At 37.7% G+C, this 15,765-nt stretch carries 18 protein-coding genes and 1 rRNA gene; 12 read left to right on the forward strand and 7 right to left on the reverse strand.

The window, feature by feature from the left end:
- Positions 1-253 precede the first annotated feature (253 nt).
- From V4596_02775 to V4596_02790, 4 genes are all read right to left on the reverse strand, one after another.
- On the reverse strand, positions 254-685 hold the full coding sequence (locus V4596_02775; GenBank protein ID MES2768044.1) for a hypothetical protein: 432 nt from the start codon (positions 683-685) through the stop codon (positions 254-256).
- The gene (locus tag V4596_02780) at positions 686-1,693 is read right to left on the reverse strand and encodes a transglycosylase SLT domain-containing protein (protein MES2768045.1); all 1,008 of its coding nucleotides are present in this window, start codon (positions 1,691-1,693) and stop codon (positions 686-688) included.
- Positions 1,694-1,755: 62 nt separating this feature from the next.
- Positions 1,756-2,145: a type II toxin-antitoxin system death-on-curing family toxin gene (locus tag V4596_02785; GenBank protein ID MES2768046.1), complete on the reverse strand. Its 390-nt coding sequence runs from the start codon at positions 2,143-2,145 to the stop codon at positions 1,756-1,758.
- Complete coding sequence (locus V4596_02790; GenBank protein ID MES2768047.1) at positions 2,142-2,378, reverse strand: hypothetical protein; 237 nt, start codon at positions 2,376-2,378, stop codon at positions 2,142-2,144. The genes V4596_02785 and V4596_02790 overlap by 4 nt, the downstream gene beginning before the upstream one ends.
- Positions 2,379-2,656: 278 nt before the next feature.
- On the opposite strand from V4596_02790, the gene V4596_02795 reads away from it, so the two are divergent.
- From V4596_02795 to V4596_02840, 10 genes are all read left to right on the forward strand, one after another.
- Positions 2,657-3,124, forward strand: coding sequence for a hypothetical protein (locus tag V4596_02795; GenBank protein MES2768048.1), 468 nt, complete (start codon positions 2,657-2,659; stop codon positions 3,122-3,124).
- 248 nt (positions 3,125-3,372) lie between these two features.
- Positions 3,373-3,936, forward strand: a complete 564-nt coding sequence (locus tag V4596_02800) for a hypothetical protein (protein ID MES2768049.1) — start codon at positions 3,373-3,375, stop codon at positions 3,934-3,936.
- Positions 3,937-4,017: 81 nt separating this feature from the next.
- Complete coding sequence (locus tag V4596_02805; GenBank protein ID MES2768050.1) at positions 4,018-6,690, forward strand: hypothetical protein; 2,673 nt, start codon at positions 4,018-4,020, stop codon at positions 6,688-6,690.
- A complete protein-coding gene (locus V4596_02810; GenBank protein MES2768051.1) occupies positions 6,687-7,259 on the forward strand; it encodes a hypothetical protein in 573 nt (190 codons plus the stop codon). The genes V4596_02805 and V4596_02810 overlap by 4 nt, the downstream gene beginning before the upstream one ends.
- A 34-nt stretch (positions 7,260-7,293) precedes the next feature.
- Positions 7,294-8,343, forward strand: coding sequence for a protease (locus V4596_02815; protein ID MES2768052.1), 1,050 nt, complete (start codon positions 7,294-7,296; stop codon positions 8,341-8,343).
- Between the two features lie 43 nt (positions 8,344-8,386).
- Positions 8,387-9,997 carry a hypothetical protein gene (locus V4596_02820; protein MES2768053.1) on the forward strand — a complete coding sequence of 537 codons (1,611 nt, stop codon included), beginning with the start codon at positions 8,387-8,389 and terminating at the stop codon, positions 9,995-9,997.
- Complete coding sequence (locus tag V4596_02825; protein MES2768054.1) at positions 9,985-10,755, forward strand: hypothetical protein; 771 nt, start codon at positions 9,985-9,987, stop codon at positions 10,753-10,755. Before V4596_02820 ends, V4596_02825 begins: the two co-directional genes overlap by 13 nt.
- Positions 10,742-11,095 (forward strand): hypothetical protein, encoded by a 354-nt coding sequence (locus V4596_02830; GenBank protein MES2768055.1) that lies wholly within the window; start codon positions 10,742-10,744, stop codon positions 11,093-11,095. Before V4596_02825 ends, V4596_02830 begins: the two co-directional genes overlap by 14 nt.
- A 10-nt stretch (positions 11,096-11,105) precedes the next feature.
- Positions 11,106-11,777 (forward strand): L,D-transpeptidase, encoded by a 672-nt coding sequence (locus V4596_02835; protein ID MES2768056.1) that lies wholly within the window; start codon positions 11,106-11,108, stop codon positions 11,775-11,777.
- A 126-nt stretch (positions 11,778-11,903) separates the two neighbouring features.
- Positions 11,904-12,287 carry a hypothetical protein gene (locus V4596_02840; protein ID MES2768057.1) on the forward strand — a complete coding sequence of 128 codons (384 nt, stop codon included), beginning with the start codon at positions 11,904-11,906 and terminating at the stop codon, positions 12,285-12,287.
- Between the two features lie 71 nt (positions 12,288-12,358).
- Here the strand turns inward: V4596_02840 and V4596_02845 are convergent, their stop codons facing one another.
- Positions 12,359-13,117, reverse strand: a complete 759-nt coding sequence (locus V4596_02845) for a L,D-transpeptidase (GenBank protein ID MES2768058.1) — start codon at positions 13,115-13,117, stop codon at positions 12,359-12,361.
- 252 nt (positions 13,118-13,369) lie between these two features.
- Here V4596_02845 and V4596_02850 point away from each other — a divergent pair, with 252 nt between their 5' ends.
- Complete coding sequence (locus tag V4596_02850) at positions 13,370-13,732, forward strand: hypothetical protein (GenBank protein MES2768059.1); 363 nt, start codon at positions 13,370-13,372, stop codon at positions 13,730-13,732.
- A 30-nt stretch (positions 13,733-13,762) separates the two neighbouring features.
- Here V4596_02850 and V4596_02855 read toward each other — a convergent pair whose 3' ends face one another.
- Both V4596_02855 and grxB read right to left on the reverse strand, forming a co-directional pair.
- Entirely contained in the window at positions 13,763-14,026 is a 264-nt protein-coding gene (locus V4596_02855; protein ID MES2768060.1) for a hypothetical protein, read from the reverse strand.
- Positions 14,027-14,175: 149 nt separating this feature from the next.
- Positions 14,176-14,826 carry a glutaredoxin 2 gene (gene grxB / locus V4596_02860; protein ID MES2768061.1) on the reverse strand — a complete coding sequence of 217 codons (651 nt, stop codon included), beginning with the start codon at positions 14,824-14,826 and terminating at the stop codon, positions 14,176-14,178.
- Positions 14,827-15,402: 576 nt separating this feature from the next.
- Here grxB and V4596_02865 point away from each other — a divergent pair.
- A 16S ribosomal RNA gene (locus V4596_02865) occupies positions 15,403-15,765 on the forward strand; the annotation flags it as partial.

A 15,765-nucleotide genomic window follows, 5' to 3' on the forward strand; every position in this document is an offset into this window, starting at 1 on the left:
CCAAGTAGCCTGTTTGAATAAAGGCTATCAACCTAGCACGTGCGCAGAAAATTAAGCATATAGCGCGATTATAAAAATAATTGATAATATCAAAAATTAAAAGTCGAGCCTAAGTAAATTAGGCCCGCATATTCAGTGATTGCACTTCTGGGATCTATGTCTTCGTTAAAAGGTTGGTTAAGGAATACAAATCCTCCTTGGTCTAAACTCTGAATCAATTTTAAATCAAATCCAATAACAAGTGAAAATCATTTTAATCACAATATCCATCAAAATAACTGTGGCACCAGTTTCCACTTTTTATGACTTCATAAGGAGCGCTTCTTTGAAAGAATTCCTTTCCTTTATATTTTTTTTTGTTGGGAGGATCTAGGCGAGCGGCGATACAAATTTCTTTATTTTCTTTTTTCAACTCTGCCCATTTATGCATAAAGCTTTTGCAATAAGATGGATCACGCCAACTTCGAGAGTAATAAAAATAAGCGGGGTTTGTTTTTCTAATATGAAAACCCAAAGAGCATACGTTGTTTAAATCACTGTTGGGCCAGCGAACTCTATCATACTCAGCATCGACTTCAATTTGTCCAATAGGAAAGCAAAGATACATATCTTTAAACTCATTATCACTTTTTGCGATTACATTAAGTGATAAAATCATTGTGAGGATTGTTAGGATTCTATTCATTCACTCGTCCATTCCCATTAGCTTAAGATGTGCTTTCAGTTTCTGTCTTACTTCTTCAGACTTTGGCGTTCTGCTTTTAAGTGTTCCTTTATAATCCATTAATACTTCAAACCATGTAGGCTCTCTTTTAAGTCGAGCTTTGGCCGTTTCTCTTTTTCTAAAAAGGTGCCTAACTCCAAATGCAATATTTTTATTGGGATCCCACAAATCTTCATATTCAAGATCAATAAGATGATCTCGGTATTCATGGAGCTTATGATTTTTTGCTAGACGAGTTGTCTCTTCCGTTAGCTGTAAAAGTCCTCTGGCTAGGCCAATCTTTTTTGGATTGGGCGCCTTAGCTTTAGGATTAAAAGTTGATTCCGTCGCCATCAAGGCCTTAACGTAATTAGGGTGGAGTGGATTTTTTAGTTGAAAAACATCATTCCAATAGGCAGTCCAGCCAGAAATAAGGTCATCGTATTGATTTTGTTTTAAAAGAGAAACTTGAGGCAATTTTAAGTTATTTTTTGAAACTCTAACTTTTGGATTTAAAAATAAATCAGACGTAGAAATAAGTTCCATCTCATCACCTTTAATCAAATCTTTTTTCGACGGATTCTTTCGGCAGTGTCCATCATGATCGGTGATCTTGCCTGTTTTTAAATTTTTAGGGTGCCTTCTTACCCAGTGTTCCCCAATAGGGCAGATTCGCCATGGATTTTTTATTTCAATATTCTGAGTGTCAAAGAAGGGTGTTTTATAGACTTTAGATTCGGGAGCAATTTGCCCAATGAACTTACTCCATTGAACAAATTCCCAAGGAACCCCGGTCTCTTTTTGAAATTGTTTCTGTGAGGAGTTAATTTTTTCTACACTTGCTTTTTTTTTACTCTTAAAGGGGATTTGATAAGCAAATTCAGATTTAATTTTACTTTTCTTTAAGAAAAAGAAACTAATATTATCATCTTTATAAAAGATAGAACTTAGGAGTTGCTTAATTTGATTTTTTTCTTTTTCCTTCGCCATTAGTTAATTTAACAAGTTCGGTGATGTAATTTCAACGAAATATTCCTTATTTAATACTGAATTTATTCTTTTGGTTTTGAATTTTTCTTGAAGAATTCAGCAATACGCTTTTTGTCTACGAAACTTTGTGCAGCATCAAGAACAAGCTTCTCAAACTCACCTTCGCCAGCAGTAATGAGAAGACCATTTACTTCAAGAAAAACAGATGAAACAAGCGCTGCTATGCGCTTATTTCCATCATTAAACGCATGATTCTTTACAAGATGGAAAAGATAAGCTGCTGCCATCTCGTATAAATCTTTGTGAAAGTATTCATCACTAATACCTGATTCAGGTTGCGCTAAAGCTGAGAGTAAAAGACCTTCATCTTTTACTCCAGGAGAGCCACCAAAATCTTCTATAGACATCTCATGTAGCTTAATGACTTGGCCATAAGTGAGAAGCTTAATCATTTCGCTAAATTCTTCATCATTTTACTATAGCGTTTATTAATGCCTTTAGCGGCTTTCATAACTTCATCATCACTTGCGCGTAAGTCATTGCTTTTAAGAAAGCGAATGTTTAAGCCGTCTTTTTCAGGAGTGACTTCGACTACTGTGTTACGATCTAATTGGTAAAGGTCAGCAATTGGTTTATCAATGATTAAACCAAGGCTTGATCCAATTGCAGTTAAGTTTTTTTTCATAACTATCACCTCACTATTAATTATATCGGAATATAATCATGATTACAACAGTGGTTATATTAAATTATAACTAGCAGTAAAATCAATGGTTTATAACATCTAGAATTAAGAAAGATCTCAAATTGAGACGCTGAGGCTGAATTAATTAATGTCGGAATCCTCAGACATTTGTATGCCCAGGCGTTAATAGACATAATGCAGTTTAAAGTGCTCAAAAATAATTCACCTTGCAAACTCAATGCATCGATAATAGTTTCCAAAGAAGCAAGGGGAGTCATATGCTAAAAAACATCATTTTTTTCGTAGTTTTTTTCTTTCAACTCAATGTTCATGCCATCCAAATTAAATGTTTTGAAGACGAAGGAAATCCTAAACCCAGAGTTGTTTTCTTAGCATCAATGGACCACTCTCCTAGAGTTATTACATTTGAGCAGACTTTCGCAAGCCCACATCCCAAAGAAGGAATGGGTTATTCTTTTCAGCAAATCAAACAATCTCAGAGCAGCGGCTACCATTTTCCAAGGGGTGTTTATACAGGTGTCAGTATAATTTTTAATGGCGAGAAAGAAGAGACATACAGAGGAACGCTTGCCATTGAAGAGCAAGGTGAATGGGAATTCGTAAATTATAAATATCAGTACAGAGGAACATACTTGCTACACGGACCAAATGATGTAGCTACCGGGGTTGATAAGTCAGTTATAATTCCAGTAAATTGCCGCGGTGAAGGTTTTGTAAATCCTTAAAATTTCTGCCCTTTTGTGATTTTCAGTACACATGTTCCGTGTCTGAATAATAAATTTCTTACACATTAAAGATATATTAAACATAATTTATTTACTAAAATTAAAAATTTTCTTGATTTTAGAATTTTTTTCTAAATCTACCTAGAACATTTACATCTTTATAGATTCTTATAGGGATTTTTCGGCAACTCCAATACAACTCTCCTCTCAAGTAAACCCCAGTAAATCTTTTGAGAGGATACCCTAAAATGAAAATGTTAAAATCGCTACTAACCGTTATTGCGCTATCCACAGTTGTTCTCGCTTCCACTCAACTCAATGCTCAATCCAACGAATTCGAAAAAGAAATGCCCGAGTATGATCAAAAACCAATTACAAATAATGACATCGCGACAATTCATGAGCGCATTCAAAAAGACATGGATATTGCTTGCGTAGGAAATCTTTGTACTGCTGCCAGCAAAAACACGCATAGCCGTGGTTGGTCTGTCGAGTTCAATCTTGGTGAGGGAAGTGGTAACGGATTTTACGGTTCAGGTGGAGGCACAGTTATCGTTGGTGATGCCAATATCAATTCTAGAGAGTATTGGGGTGTAACAGTGAGATACGAAAACACTAAGTGTAATTCGGTCATTCAAATGGACAAGTCATTCTTCAGAACAATGAAACTTTATGCAGAAACTATGGTGAATGAAGATGGAACTCCAAAAAGAACTTTCTATCCTTCTGAGCAAACTACCATTCTTCTCTATACGACAATCATGAACAATGTTGAGAGTTGCCGATCTGGAAATGGCAGCTCTGGTAGATAATGACTGATATTTCTCTGATTGAAATGCGACTTCAATTTCGAAGTCGTTAACTTCCATATCGGGTCCAGGATGCAAATTGTAATGAAATGGTTAGTTGTAGCGATAACACTCTTATCAAGCTCTGCATGGGCAATGGATTTGAAACTCAATGATCTTGAAATTTCAAACCGCGCTCAGTGTGCACTAGATTCTGCGAAGGCTACAAAATCAACGTTCTTAATCATGGACGGCTACAATGCCGGTCGCTTGAGCCATGGATTAGCAAAATCCATGGGAAAAGACGCTAATACTTTATCCTCTCAGGGAATGAAGGAATTTCGTCTTTCAGTTGCATCTTTACAAAATAGTATCATTCAAAAATTGTCCTCTGGTGAATTACCACTTCTTCCATCCAATTTATCTCTTAGTACTTTAAAGTACGCGCAAATTGCAAATCACTGTAACTCGGAAGTATACTGCCCCGAGCTTTCCGCCTATCTTAAAAGTTTATGGACAGCTTCTCAGGACAAAAATTCTAAAAGTCGAACCCAGTCTTTTGCAAAAATTGATAGTTTTAATGAAACTCAATTTTTAAAGCCCGGAGAAATTCAAAATCAATGCTATATCCTTAAGAAATTTTCACCACTTCAGTCCCATCTCTATGGAACAGACATCGGCCGCGCAGGATTAAATAATTTAGCGAAGGCTCTAGCTGATAATGATGTCTACGTTACTAATTGTAGTGACACGAGTGATGCGATTGATTCTCGTTCAGTAGCATTTCAAATCGAAGTTCTAACTGAAAGCAAAAGATGGGATACCGTTGGATTCGATTTCTGGAATTCCGTCAAAATTTATTTATCTTGGGCTTGGAGAAATGCATCTGAAGTCAAAAAAACTGCGCCTAAATTCAACTTGCCATTCAGAAATATTGATCTCGAAGAAAGTTTACTTTTTGTTTCCAACGGATGTAAAAGCTTAACGGCTCCTCAATGTGATTCAGAAAACCTTTCTCTTAATTCTTTAAGAGAACTTGCTAAAGTTAAAGTCCAAACCGAAGAATTCGATAAAGTTTTAACATCGGGTCCTGAGGCTGAGCTTCTGCGAAAAGGTGCTAGATCCGTTAATAATGATTTTATGGCTCTAGCGGATTACGACAAAGCCAGTGATTGGGTAAAGAATTTCAGCGGGAATTTCCAAGAGCGCCAAGTTCTTTTCAAAAATAGATTGCTCAATGCCCATCAGTTTTATTCCATTCTCTCTTCAAAATTTACGGCACAGGATTTAGTGACTTCACTTAGAGAAACCAAGCAATTCGATGGTGGGACATCGGCACTTAAAAATGAACTTTACTATCTTTGTTCCGAGTGGAATTTAAGCTCAAATGAACAATTTGACTTCATCCGTTCTGATATTTTAAGAGTCACCGAAATTGACAACATGCTTAAGCAATCCAGTTCTGTCGGACGTTCAATCCCTGAACAAGTTGCTTATTATAAAACTGTCGCAGATCAAGTTGGCATATTCTGTGGTGAGCTTGAAGAAACCGGCTATTTTGATTTCGACGAAGAAACATTACCAAACCAAAAAGGCTACAGACCGTGGGCAAAAGAAATGCTCACTCCCATTCAGGTCACCTCAGAAGAGGGGAGAGCCGTTATTCAGTACGGAGAAGGCGCCACTTTCTTAGGAACCGGAGATGTTGTTTTATGTAAGACCTCACCAGATTGTGTAAGAAATGTTTTAAAGTACGCCATTGATCTTTTAAATGTTTCAAAATTTTCTGAAGGATTTTTATCCAGCGGACACATTCAAAGCAGTGAGATGTTAAATCCATACAACGAACTCAACGCGTGCAAAGTTTACGACCCGTGGTTTGCTAAAAAGCGCACTCGTAAAAGATTAGTCGCGGATTTAGTCAATACCGTTGCGGTGGGTGCATCAGGTTTACCCATTTATTTAGATGTTGATTTCACTCCGAATAAAGTTACCTCTTTCAAATCTATGATCGAAAATGGTGAGGTAAGATTTGATCCAAACATTGAAAAAGGCCGTATGGCCACATCGATTCTTGCCGATCTAGGTCCATTAGCAGGAGCACCATGCGCAGTTCAAATTTCTCCGAATTCCGATAAAGCTTTTAATTTTTACACCTTTGGCGGCATAACCATCAATGCTTGTACCATCAAATCCAAACGAGGATTAGATTACAATACTCCTAAAGATGCCGTAAAAAATGCCCCCACCGATAGAACTTTCTGTACTGGTTGTACTTTAAACTTCGTTGGGATGACATCCACCGCGGCTCACTATGCCGGTGGAGTAGGACCTTTCAATCCATTGAAATTTGGAGCCTATCTATTCCGATCTATGTACAGATTTTTCAAGGGAATGAAAGATCCAGTGAACGTACCGAGATCTTACAATATTGATTTGAATCTCCTCAGCAATACCTACAAACAATATAACGGAATTCCTTCGTCATGCGTGGATGATATAAAAAAAGGAAAACCATGCAAAGAAAATTTCTGTAGAGCTCGCGCTTCCATGGCTCTTGAAAAAGAAACAGACAAAGACGTAAAGTCTTTGGTCATCAATAAAGCCGGCAATTCATACGTAACCAAATACAAAGACAAATGCGGTTGGAATTACGAACTGACTTTCAACTGCGATCAAAATCAAAAAACTTTTGAAGTTATTTCTTTAGAAAAGAACGTTCGACGCAAAAGAAGTCACTGTGGTGCTACTCCTCTAATCAGCGGAGGTTCTCTATGAAGATAGCGTTGATTTTGATTACTTTCTTAATTTCGCTCAAAGCTTTCGCTGTAAAGATAGAATACACCACTTACGAAAATGCCCAAGCCGAGTACGTCAATATCACTAAAATTTTATGCTCACCGACAGAAGAAAACATCTGCCTTCAAATATGCGAAGACAAATCATTTTGCATCAAAGAAGAAGGTCTTTGCACCAACTGCGCCGGTAGTAACGATTTTTTTATGAGGTTGTTATTCACTCGAGCAAAAGACAATTTTGTCGTTACAAATCAGGTTTTGGATCAATCACAAATGCTGGGTTATTTAACCGAGCAAAGATATGTCCTGGCGACTTATAAAAGCGTTTACAACTTTTATAAAGCCTGGGGATCAGAAGAAGTGAAGAATGATTTTGCTTCCTTCTGCCCACCTCAAGACACAGATCCCATTCTGATTATTAATTTAAATGAAAAAAATCAGCCGCGAGAAGTGGCTGGCGTAATTTGTTCAGACAAAAAAGGACAAAGTTATGTCCGCACTGTTCAGGACAAGAATACAAAAAAAGAAGCAATAAGACTAACCAACTAACCCAATAAAACCCTAATTTAGGGAGGAGACCAAAATGAAGCACATTCTATTAATAGCAGCGGTTCTGCTCATGGGATTCCAAGCTGAAGCAATTTCTTTGAGATACAAATTCAAAGTTTTCTCTTCTGGCCCAAGTATCTATCCATGTAACGCAGGGATCATTGCCCAACAAACAAACCAAAGAGTTTGTTATTTCGAAAACACACAAAACGTGTGTAACCCAGACACTTGTTCTACAGCAAAAGGCAACTGTGAATCACGTTGCGTTTGTTCTGGCGGAAACGGTGGCGACTATCTTATGAACTACGGTGTTGCCGAGTACAAAGACTGGAAAGATCACCACGAATTGAACTCTGTAACTGGTCAAGGGAAAGCAAAATTTGCCGTGAACAGCAGCAAACCTTATGCTTTTGAAGACAATGTTTCATGGAACAAAGTTCTAACAAACTTGCACTTCGATCTAGGTTCTGAATTGTATAGCGCTAAATACTACGTTGATATCTGTTACCGCGGATCTCAAATTGAGTATTTCGAAGATCAAATTCCAGCAAACTGGTCTATCTTCACGCAAGCAGCAGGTGTTAACTTCCTTTCAAACAGTGTTAATGGTGGCGAAAACAATCGTGACGGTTTGACAATTCCAGAAGATTTCATCAAGTACATCGAAAGAGCAGGCGTTCAAGTTCAAACTTACGTTTCTTGTGATTTCCAAGGTACTGGTAGCTACGTTCACGCAAGAAATGCAAATGGCCAATACAATACAGCAGACAACGAAGCTGGATTCTCTGTTGCAAGTAACGGAAATCCAAACGGTGCAACTGAAGGTTCAGGTTCATTCCTTTCTTCTTCAGCGTCATCACTTCCCGCTTCTGGTGTAACAACAATCGATCAATGGTTAGTGAATAACTCATCTAAAGCCCCAAGATTCTGTAAAGTTCGTTATGTATTTACAGAAACAAACTACAAAGCTGCGAAGCCAAACTTCAGAAGCTGGACAAGACATGGTGCTGAAATGTGTACATACACTTCTATTGAAGAAGGTCAAAACCAAGGTTCAACAAACTGGACTCAATGGACTAACTAATCCGAATTTTTTTATGCGTATTGAAAATACGAGGAGTATTAAGATGAAATTAAAACAAAGACCGGCAACGAATCTGATGGCTTTAATAAGTCTCATGCTCCTTTTGTCTTCCAATGTTTACGCGCAAAAATTCATGGGGGGAGGCTGCTCAATGCAAGCTCACCCTCCAATGAATTTCTATATCAATTACCAGCATCAAACGACAGGAATGTTCGGCGTACTCGCCAATGAATTTCCTCCTGTAACAGTGGATGGATGTAAATCAGCAGTTGGTCAGCAACTGGCATTCGGTCTTGCTTTAAGAAAACCATCATTGGCTTCCGACGTCGGTGACGTGTCATTTGATGGAGTGTTAAAGCCAGATTTATGCGAAATTAAAAATGCACCTATAACTATTTCTTCTTTCGACGAAAAGAAAAAACTCTTCGATGAACAATTCAAGCTTCTGAGATCTTGTATGAAGATCGAAGTGAGTCATTTGGACCAAAAGCAAATCGAGTTCAATCCAAAACAAAAATTCTGTAAGATCGAAAGAATTTCTCCGACAAAATTAGAGGCTAGAGGAGATATCTGCTTCCTACCTATCAAACCAGACATGAGAGTCTCTCTTTCTTTAATCATAGATAAGAATTGTGCAAAGGCGCAGTATCTTAAAGACAATCATATCCAAATGTCAGATTTGGAAGCGGTACTTAACGCCTACGTTGTTCCTGATGACAGTGGAACCTACATCAATAACCAAATTGGCTCACAAAAAGTAAGATTAGCAATGTTGCCAGATGACAACATCATGCCTTTATATAAGGGTGTAATCGATGAAGGACCAAGATTTCCGGTAGAATACGCGCCAGATATCTACATGGGACAAATTAAAATCAAAGATGATTCGCGTGGAGATGAGCAAAAAACATTCATTGATATGCAAGTCTTTGTCGACAACAAGTCACAAAGAAAATGCGTGAATGGATTGTGTGCTGGTGCAGGGGACTATCAAGTTCCGCTGGCCGCCGAAGTTGAACTGTTTGAAATATCTAATGGCAAAAGAAAGCACATTGATGCTTGGTATACAGGAAACATTTACGATCCATTCGTAAAAGCTCAGTGGCAAGGGATCTATAGCTTCGGCAAAAAAGTGATCGAAAATTACAAAATGGAAAAAGGTAAGCAATACGAAATTCAATTGAACTTCTATAACCCTTACGACGACTTTATTTTACTTACAAGCAACTACGAGCAATTACTGCTAGATCTTACCCTTATTAATGGAGTGGCAGGCCTAGATACGATCAGGCCAATTTCTGAAATTTCAGCAATGAAATTGATGCCCACCATCAGTTCATTGCCTGCATTGAGCCCAGAAATGGACATCAACAAAGAATTTGAAAAAATCAGACAGTTTTTCAGAGGATTTGGTTCCGAAACCCAATTTCCACCCATCTATGAATCTGTTTGCAACAGCGATAAATCAAAATGTCAAAAAGCGAATCAAAAGAGTTATTTCTTAAAACTTTCATCTCGTTTCACATTGGGTGAGGTCAACGAAGAAGATTTATCTTTCAAAATGGAAAACATAAACGTTAAAAAAGATTCTCCTGTGCTCCAAAGTTTTGAAAAATCCTCAGAAGGACTTCCGGAGTTATCATGCGTACTTTAATTTATTTACTTTCCATTTTATTTTCTACAGTAGCAGTCGCAACCACTACGCCACCACCGGTAGATACAATTTATCCATGTTCCATCGGTACTAGGCATGCGGATAACGGAATGGAGCGAAAAGGTGGTTTAGATAGAGGTATTTTTACTTCTGACCAAGGTAAATTTGCTGTTTCTAGTACCTATGGCCAAGGTGTTTTTAGCGTCGCATCTGTTAGCCCTTGGATCACACACCTAGATAACTTACAGTTTGATCTCTCAACAGAAAGCTACGGCACTCAATATTACGTAGAGTTTTGCTATTTGGGCCCACAAGAAAATCTGCAAACCAGTTACAATAATCAAGTCTCGGATGCGAGCAAAGATATTTACAGTGTATCTATAGACATTGATATTCGTAATCTTGTTAAAAATAACGTTGCTTACGCAGAAAAAGCCCGTCTCCTTTCAAAATACGAAGTGACCTGTGATCTCCGAGGCATGGGGCAAAACCTTAAGCCTCGTGCTCCTGGAGAGCTTCCAAGTGGTGTTGCCATTGAATCCGATATTTCGTGGTCTTCTGGTCAGCTTCCTATATTTAACGGGTATTTGAATTTTGAATCTCCCATAAACCAGAGTCCTGCTACGACACCAAGATTTTGCTCTATTCGCATATATTTCACTGAGGGCGCAAAGACTCTCAGAAATTATAAAGATATTCTTCAAGATTTCCAAATTTTCGTGGATGTGAAGAAAGGGAAAGTGAATGGCCTTTACTGAAATCGCCACGGCCGCAGCGATGACCCTTCAATTGTTCTGTGTTCCTCCAAAAAAGGCACCAGATCTTGAGATACAAAAACTTGAGATCACTGTGCGTGAAAAAAAACGCCTAGATATCGAAGTTGAGTACCTCACCCATGGCACACTTTATGGAGTAAAAGATTATCAAGAATTTATTGATGAAGCGATCAATCTCCCTACGCCGCACGGGATGAAGGGCAGTACATACCAAATTAGAAGCGAATTGGATGACTGGTACTTGTATCAGTATACGGTGGATGGAAACGTCATCGTTAAATCAATAAAGTGTGAATATAGAGAAGTTTCGGCTTTAGAGTAAAAGGATTCTAATGTTACTACGAATAACATTTATTTTTTGCTTAATGTGTTTGTTAAATACAGACGCTCACGCCAGAACCTATCCAGCCTCCTATTTCGCTGATGATCCCGGAGCAAATTCCTCACATATTTTTGGAACATACCGTACGGTAAAAGGAATTTACAGTGATCCTAATTTCAACGAAGCACTTATGGCTTCTTCGCCTTTAGAGAATCCAAAGTTTCAAAATAATGACGTGATCGTATTGATCAATATAGATAACTCTATCGACTCTGTGACCAGTGCCCCTCTTCGCGAGCAAACCATTCGCGTGTATGTGAGGGAAAGTCTCGTAAGATCCCTTGGTGTCGAAAAGTTTGCAGAAACTAACTATGATACAAAAACAGGTTTAGTTTTTTATTGGAAAGTTTCAACCGCTAGAGCGGGCAAAACAACTCCTTATGGATATTTTGTTCCACAGTTATTTTCATCAGATCATCGTTCAAGTATTTATGAAGATGCTTTTATGCCATGGGCGGTATTTTTTAGTCATGATATTGCTCTTCATGGAACATATATGGACTCGATTTCTCAATTGGGCTCTAAGGCTTCAGCCGGATGTGTGAGATTAGAACCTCAGCGTGCAAAAGACATATTTCATCTTATTGGATTTTCTAAAAACACTTTAATTTCAGTTCAATAGCTCTAAATCATATTGTGACGGGTATGTTGTTCAAATAACCATTTGACAGTTCAACTCTGCTTTAGGGATGCTTTAAGTGTAAAAGCATTTTTAAGCGTAAAAGCATTTAATTTAAGGGGGAATTCAATGACTAAATTAGTTTTAATCTTATCTTTATTTTTCGTAATAAATGTAATGTCGAGCAATGGATTTGCGGCAGAAGCAATACAATCTGATATTTACGCTGGCGAGAAAAACATTTCTCAAGAGCGCGATCATCATCCTAACTATTACACATTTTTTGACTGGGCACGCGGCCAAAATGGCTGGGGATACTGTTATGAATTTGATAATCACGGTTACGTTTTAAATAACGGAAGACCCGTTCATCCAATGAACTGCGAAAGAGTGAATCCTTCATATTTTGATTGGGGACGTGGCTTCGATGGTTATATCTACTGTTACCAGTGGACTCCATATCATGTGATCATGAACGACGGATACGCAGTAAATCCAAGATACTGTCGTTAATAATTTAAATTTATTTGATAAGTTAGAAAAGAAAAGGTTCAACTTTTTTCAAGTTGAACCTTTTTTTGATATTAACGAACAGCAATGACAGTCTTGTAGTGCTGTGCCTGAACGATTTTTCCAGCACTGTATACCAGGTTGCCATTTCTATCAATTTGATCAACCCAGTCTTTGCCTGTTAGCCCGATAAGATTAAATAGATCTTCCGCTCTTTGTGGCTCAAGTCTTGCGCAACCCGCAGATGCAATTTGTCCTAAGTGATCGACATGTCCTGTTCCGTGACTAGCAATACTTCCATTGAAGAAAACTGCCCAAGGCATCGGGGAGTTGTTGTAGATGCTCGATTTATGATCAGAAGAGAATGCTTCGGGTCTATAATATCCACGAGGAGTGACTTTTCCAGCTCTAGCTGTAGAAGTTTTCCAGTAGTAAAGCAGTCCAGTAGCAGCATCATAAGTTGTATTCGTGAATTGTTCCACGCCAATTTTAGCAATCACTTCTGGTCTTACATAAACACGGATGGTTTGTCCTTTTGTGGGAGCAAGGTCGTCTTTAACGCTATTGATATTGATAAGAACAACAACATCATAGCTTTCAAATCTTTGCTCTGAGAGAGGTGAGGCAAGCTTAAGAGCCACATTCATGTCAGGATCTTGATATCCTTTAACAGGTTTATAAACTCCAAAGATATGACTAGGGTTTGCACCAGGATCATTACTGTAATTTGCCGTTGGCCAAGTTCTACTGAGATCCATTTCTAGATCTAAATCTAAAGCGAATGAGTTGATTGAAAAAAGAATTGCGAACATCATTAAATACACACGTACCATATAATCCCCCCTTTTTGAGATGTATCAAATATCTATAGAACGGTAAAAATCAGCAACGGCTTTTGGCTCAACTAAAACAATTACAAGTTATGACGCAGCTGGCTCGATACAATCTCTACACTATGCTCATGCTTTGAAGTGAGTCTCTCTAGATATTTGAGCGACAATTAAAAAAATCGAGATTGAGTTTCCCAAATTTTTGTATTCTGATAACAAGGCCGAAATAAATATTTCATTTCTAAGGGGGAAATCATGAAATCTATTATCGCATTAGCTTTTGCTATGCTTTTCACAAATCCATCATTTGCAGACATCAACGTGAGCCCAACGAGCTTAATGTTTGGTTCAGTAAAAGTAGATGGCTTTGGATATCACCAACAAGTGTCTTATGTTCGAAACACTGGCGACAAAACAGAAAACATACAGGTGAGTGGCTTTTGTCCTCAAGACTTCCGTGTGAGTCATAATTGTTATAGTCTTCCAAAATATGGCCAATGCCAAATTTCGGTTCAATTCAGACCAACAAGAGCCGGCTACCATAGTTGCAGTTACTCTGTGAGAGGCTCTACAGGGATGACAACGTTCCTAAATATTAGCGGTACAGGATTAAAATAAAACGTTCAGTTCCTTCGAATTTTCGTTCAATCATATCAGCTCCCATTGCAAAACAATGGGAGTTTTTATTTGTGGTTCAAAGATCGAAAACACTTTATGTGAAATTTCAATCAAAGCTTCTTTTAATTTTTCCTGATCTTTTTCATCACAAAAATTCACAAGTGAGCATATCAACTTTGTCTGAGTCTGATGCACTTCAACTGAATGCAGACACAATCCCAATTGTTTTTTTAAAGTTTCAAGATGATCTAGATAGGTGCTTTCCAAAAGATCGATAGGAATGTCGTTTTTCATTTTATAGGTCATAAAAATATATAAAAAAGAGGGTGCATAGATTTTTTGCATTCTTCAAAATAATGCAAATCCCGAATCCTCTTGTCTTACACATATAATACAGTTGATTTTATCTATCGTAGGTTTTTCGGATCAAATTCGGGTTTCGGCTATTTCCAAAGATCTTCTTGATATTCAAAGTTGCACTCTTTTTTTACCCTTTGAAGGTAAGAGTGAAGTTTTGGGGAGAATTGAAACTCCGGTACCACATACATTCCCCAAAGATGAGAAGCAAGTATCACATCATGAAGAGTGAGAGATTTAGACTTATAGTATTCCGCAATATCTTTTTCTAAACTCACTAGACACTCTTGAAGTTCTTTTTCGAAAAGATTTCTATTCTTAATTAAGACTTCAAAAGGCCCTCTTTTTTGCTCTTTCTTTTTTTGAAAGTAAATTTTCGATTTATCATCGAACTCTTTTGTATATATAAAGTAAGGCATTGCAAGGTTATGAACATATCCTGAAAGTTCATTCACTCTTTCCTCGAATGATTTCCATTCTTGAGTGAACATTGTTTTCTTCGTATCAAATTTATTTTTAATATCAATAAGAGAAATAATATCTAAGCTCTCATTGATAGCATTCCCATTCTCATTCACCCAAATGGGAAGCATTTTACTTCCCGCAAGTCTTATTGGTGTCTGCTCATCATCGTAACGAAGAAGCTTCGTATCGTAATTGATTTTTAAAAAACCCGCTGCCATTCTCACGCGAACGCAAAATGGACAGTGACTATAATGATAGAGAGTAGGTTTCATATTATTCTCCTGCTGTAACATCAAAAACTATGGTTCCTGGAAGGATTAGGTTAGCACATTCGATATTTCGATATATATAGGAATAATTTTTGGAAAAACGAGCGTTATTGGCTTTAGGTTGAACTTGATTTCCAACCATTTTGCATTAGATTCCCTGTATGCATACATTTTCAGCAAAAATATCTTTTTGAGCTTAATGTTTAACCTATTGAATTTACTGTATTTTTAAAGTTGAGGCGCGTCGCACAAAAGTTTTTTAGTTTTTTTTAAATTATTTTTGAAGAATGCATTGACGGGATTAGGCCATTTCTGTACAACACATTTCACCTTTTCGAGATAACTAAATTACTTTAAAAAATATTTAAATAATTTAAAAATACTCGTTGACGAAATATTGGAACTCTAATATTTCAAACCTTCTTGTTTTTGCTCTTTGAAAACTAAATAGCTTTATAAGAATCAGTTATTATTTTTTGGGTCTCGTTAATCGAGTAATCGATTAACAAGTCAAAATTTGAATTTTAATTTCGCAACAATTTATATTGATTTATGAGTAGTTCGAACTTTTTTACTTTTTAAGTGAAGAGTTTGATTCTGGCTCAGGACAAACGCTGGCGGCGTGCCTAATACATGCAAGTCGAGCGACGAAAGCCTTCGGGTGAGTAAGAGCGGCGCACGGGCGAGGAACACGTAGATAATCTGCCCTTCAGTGGGGAATAACTCTCCGAAAGGAGTGCTAATACCGCATAAGACCACAAGCTCTGAGGAGCAAGGGGTTAAAGGATTTATTCGCTGAAGGATGAGTCTGCGTCCGATTAGCTAGTTGGTGAGGTAATGGCTTACCAAGGCAATGATCGGTAGATGGTCTGAGAGGATGATCATCCGCACTGGAACTGAGACACGGTCCAGACTCCTACGGGAGGCAGCAGTAGGGAATAT

The sequence above is a fragment of the Bdellovibrionota bacterium genome (assembly GCA_040386775.1).
GTDB lineage: Bacteria > Bdellovibrionota > Bdellovibrionia > Bdellovibrionales > JAEYZS01 > JAEYZS01.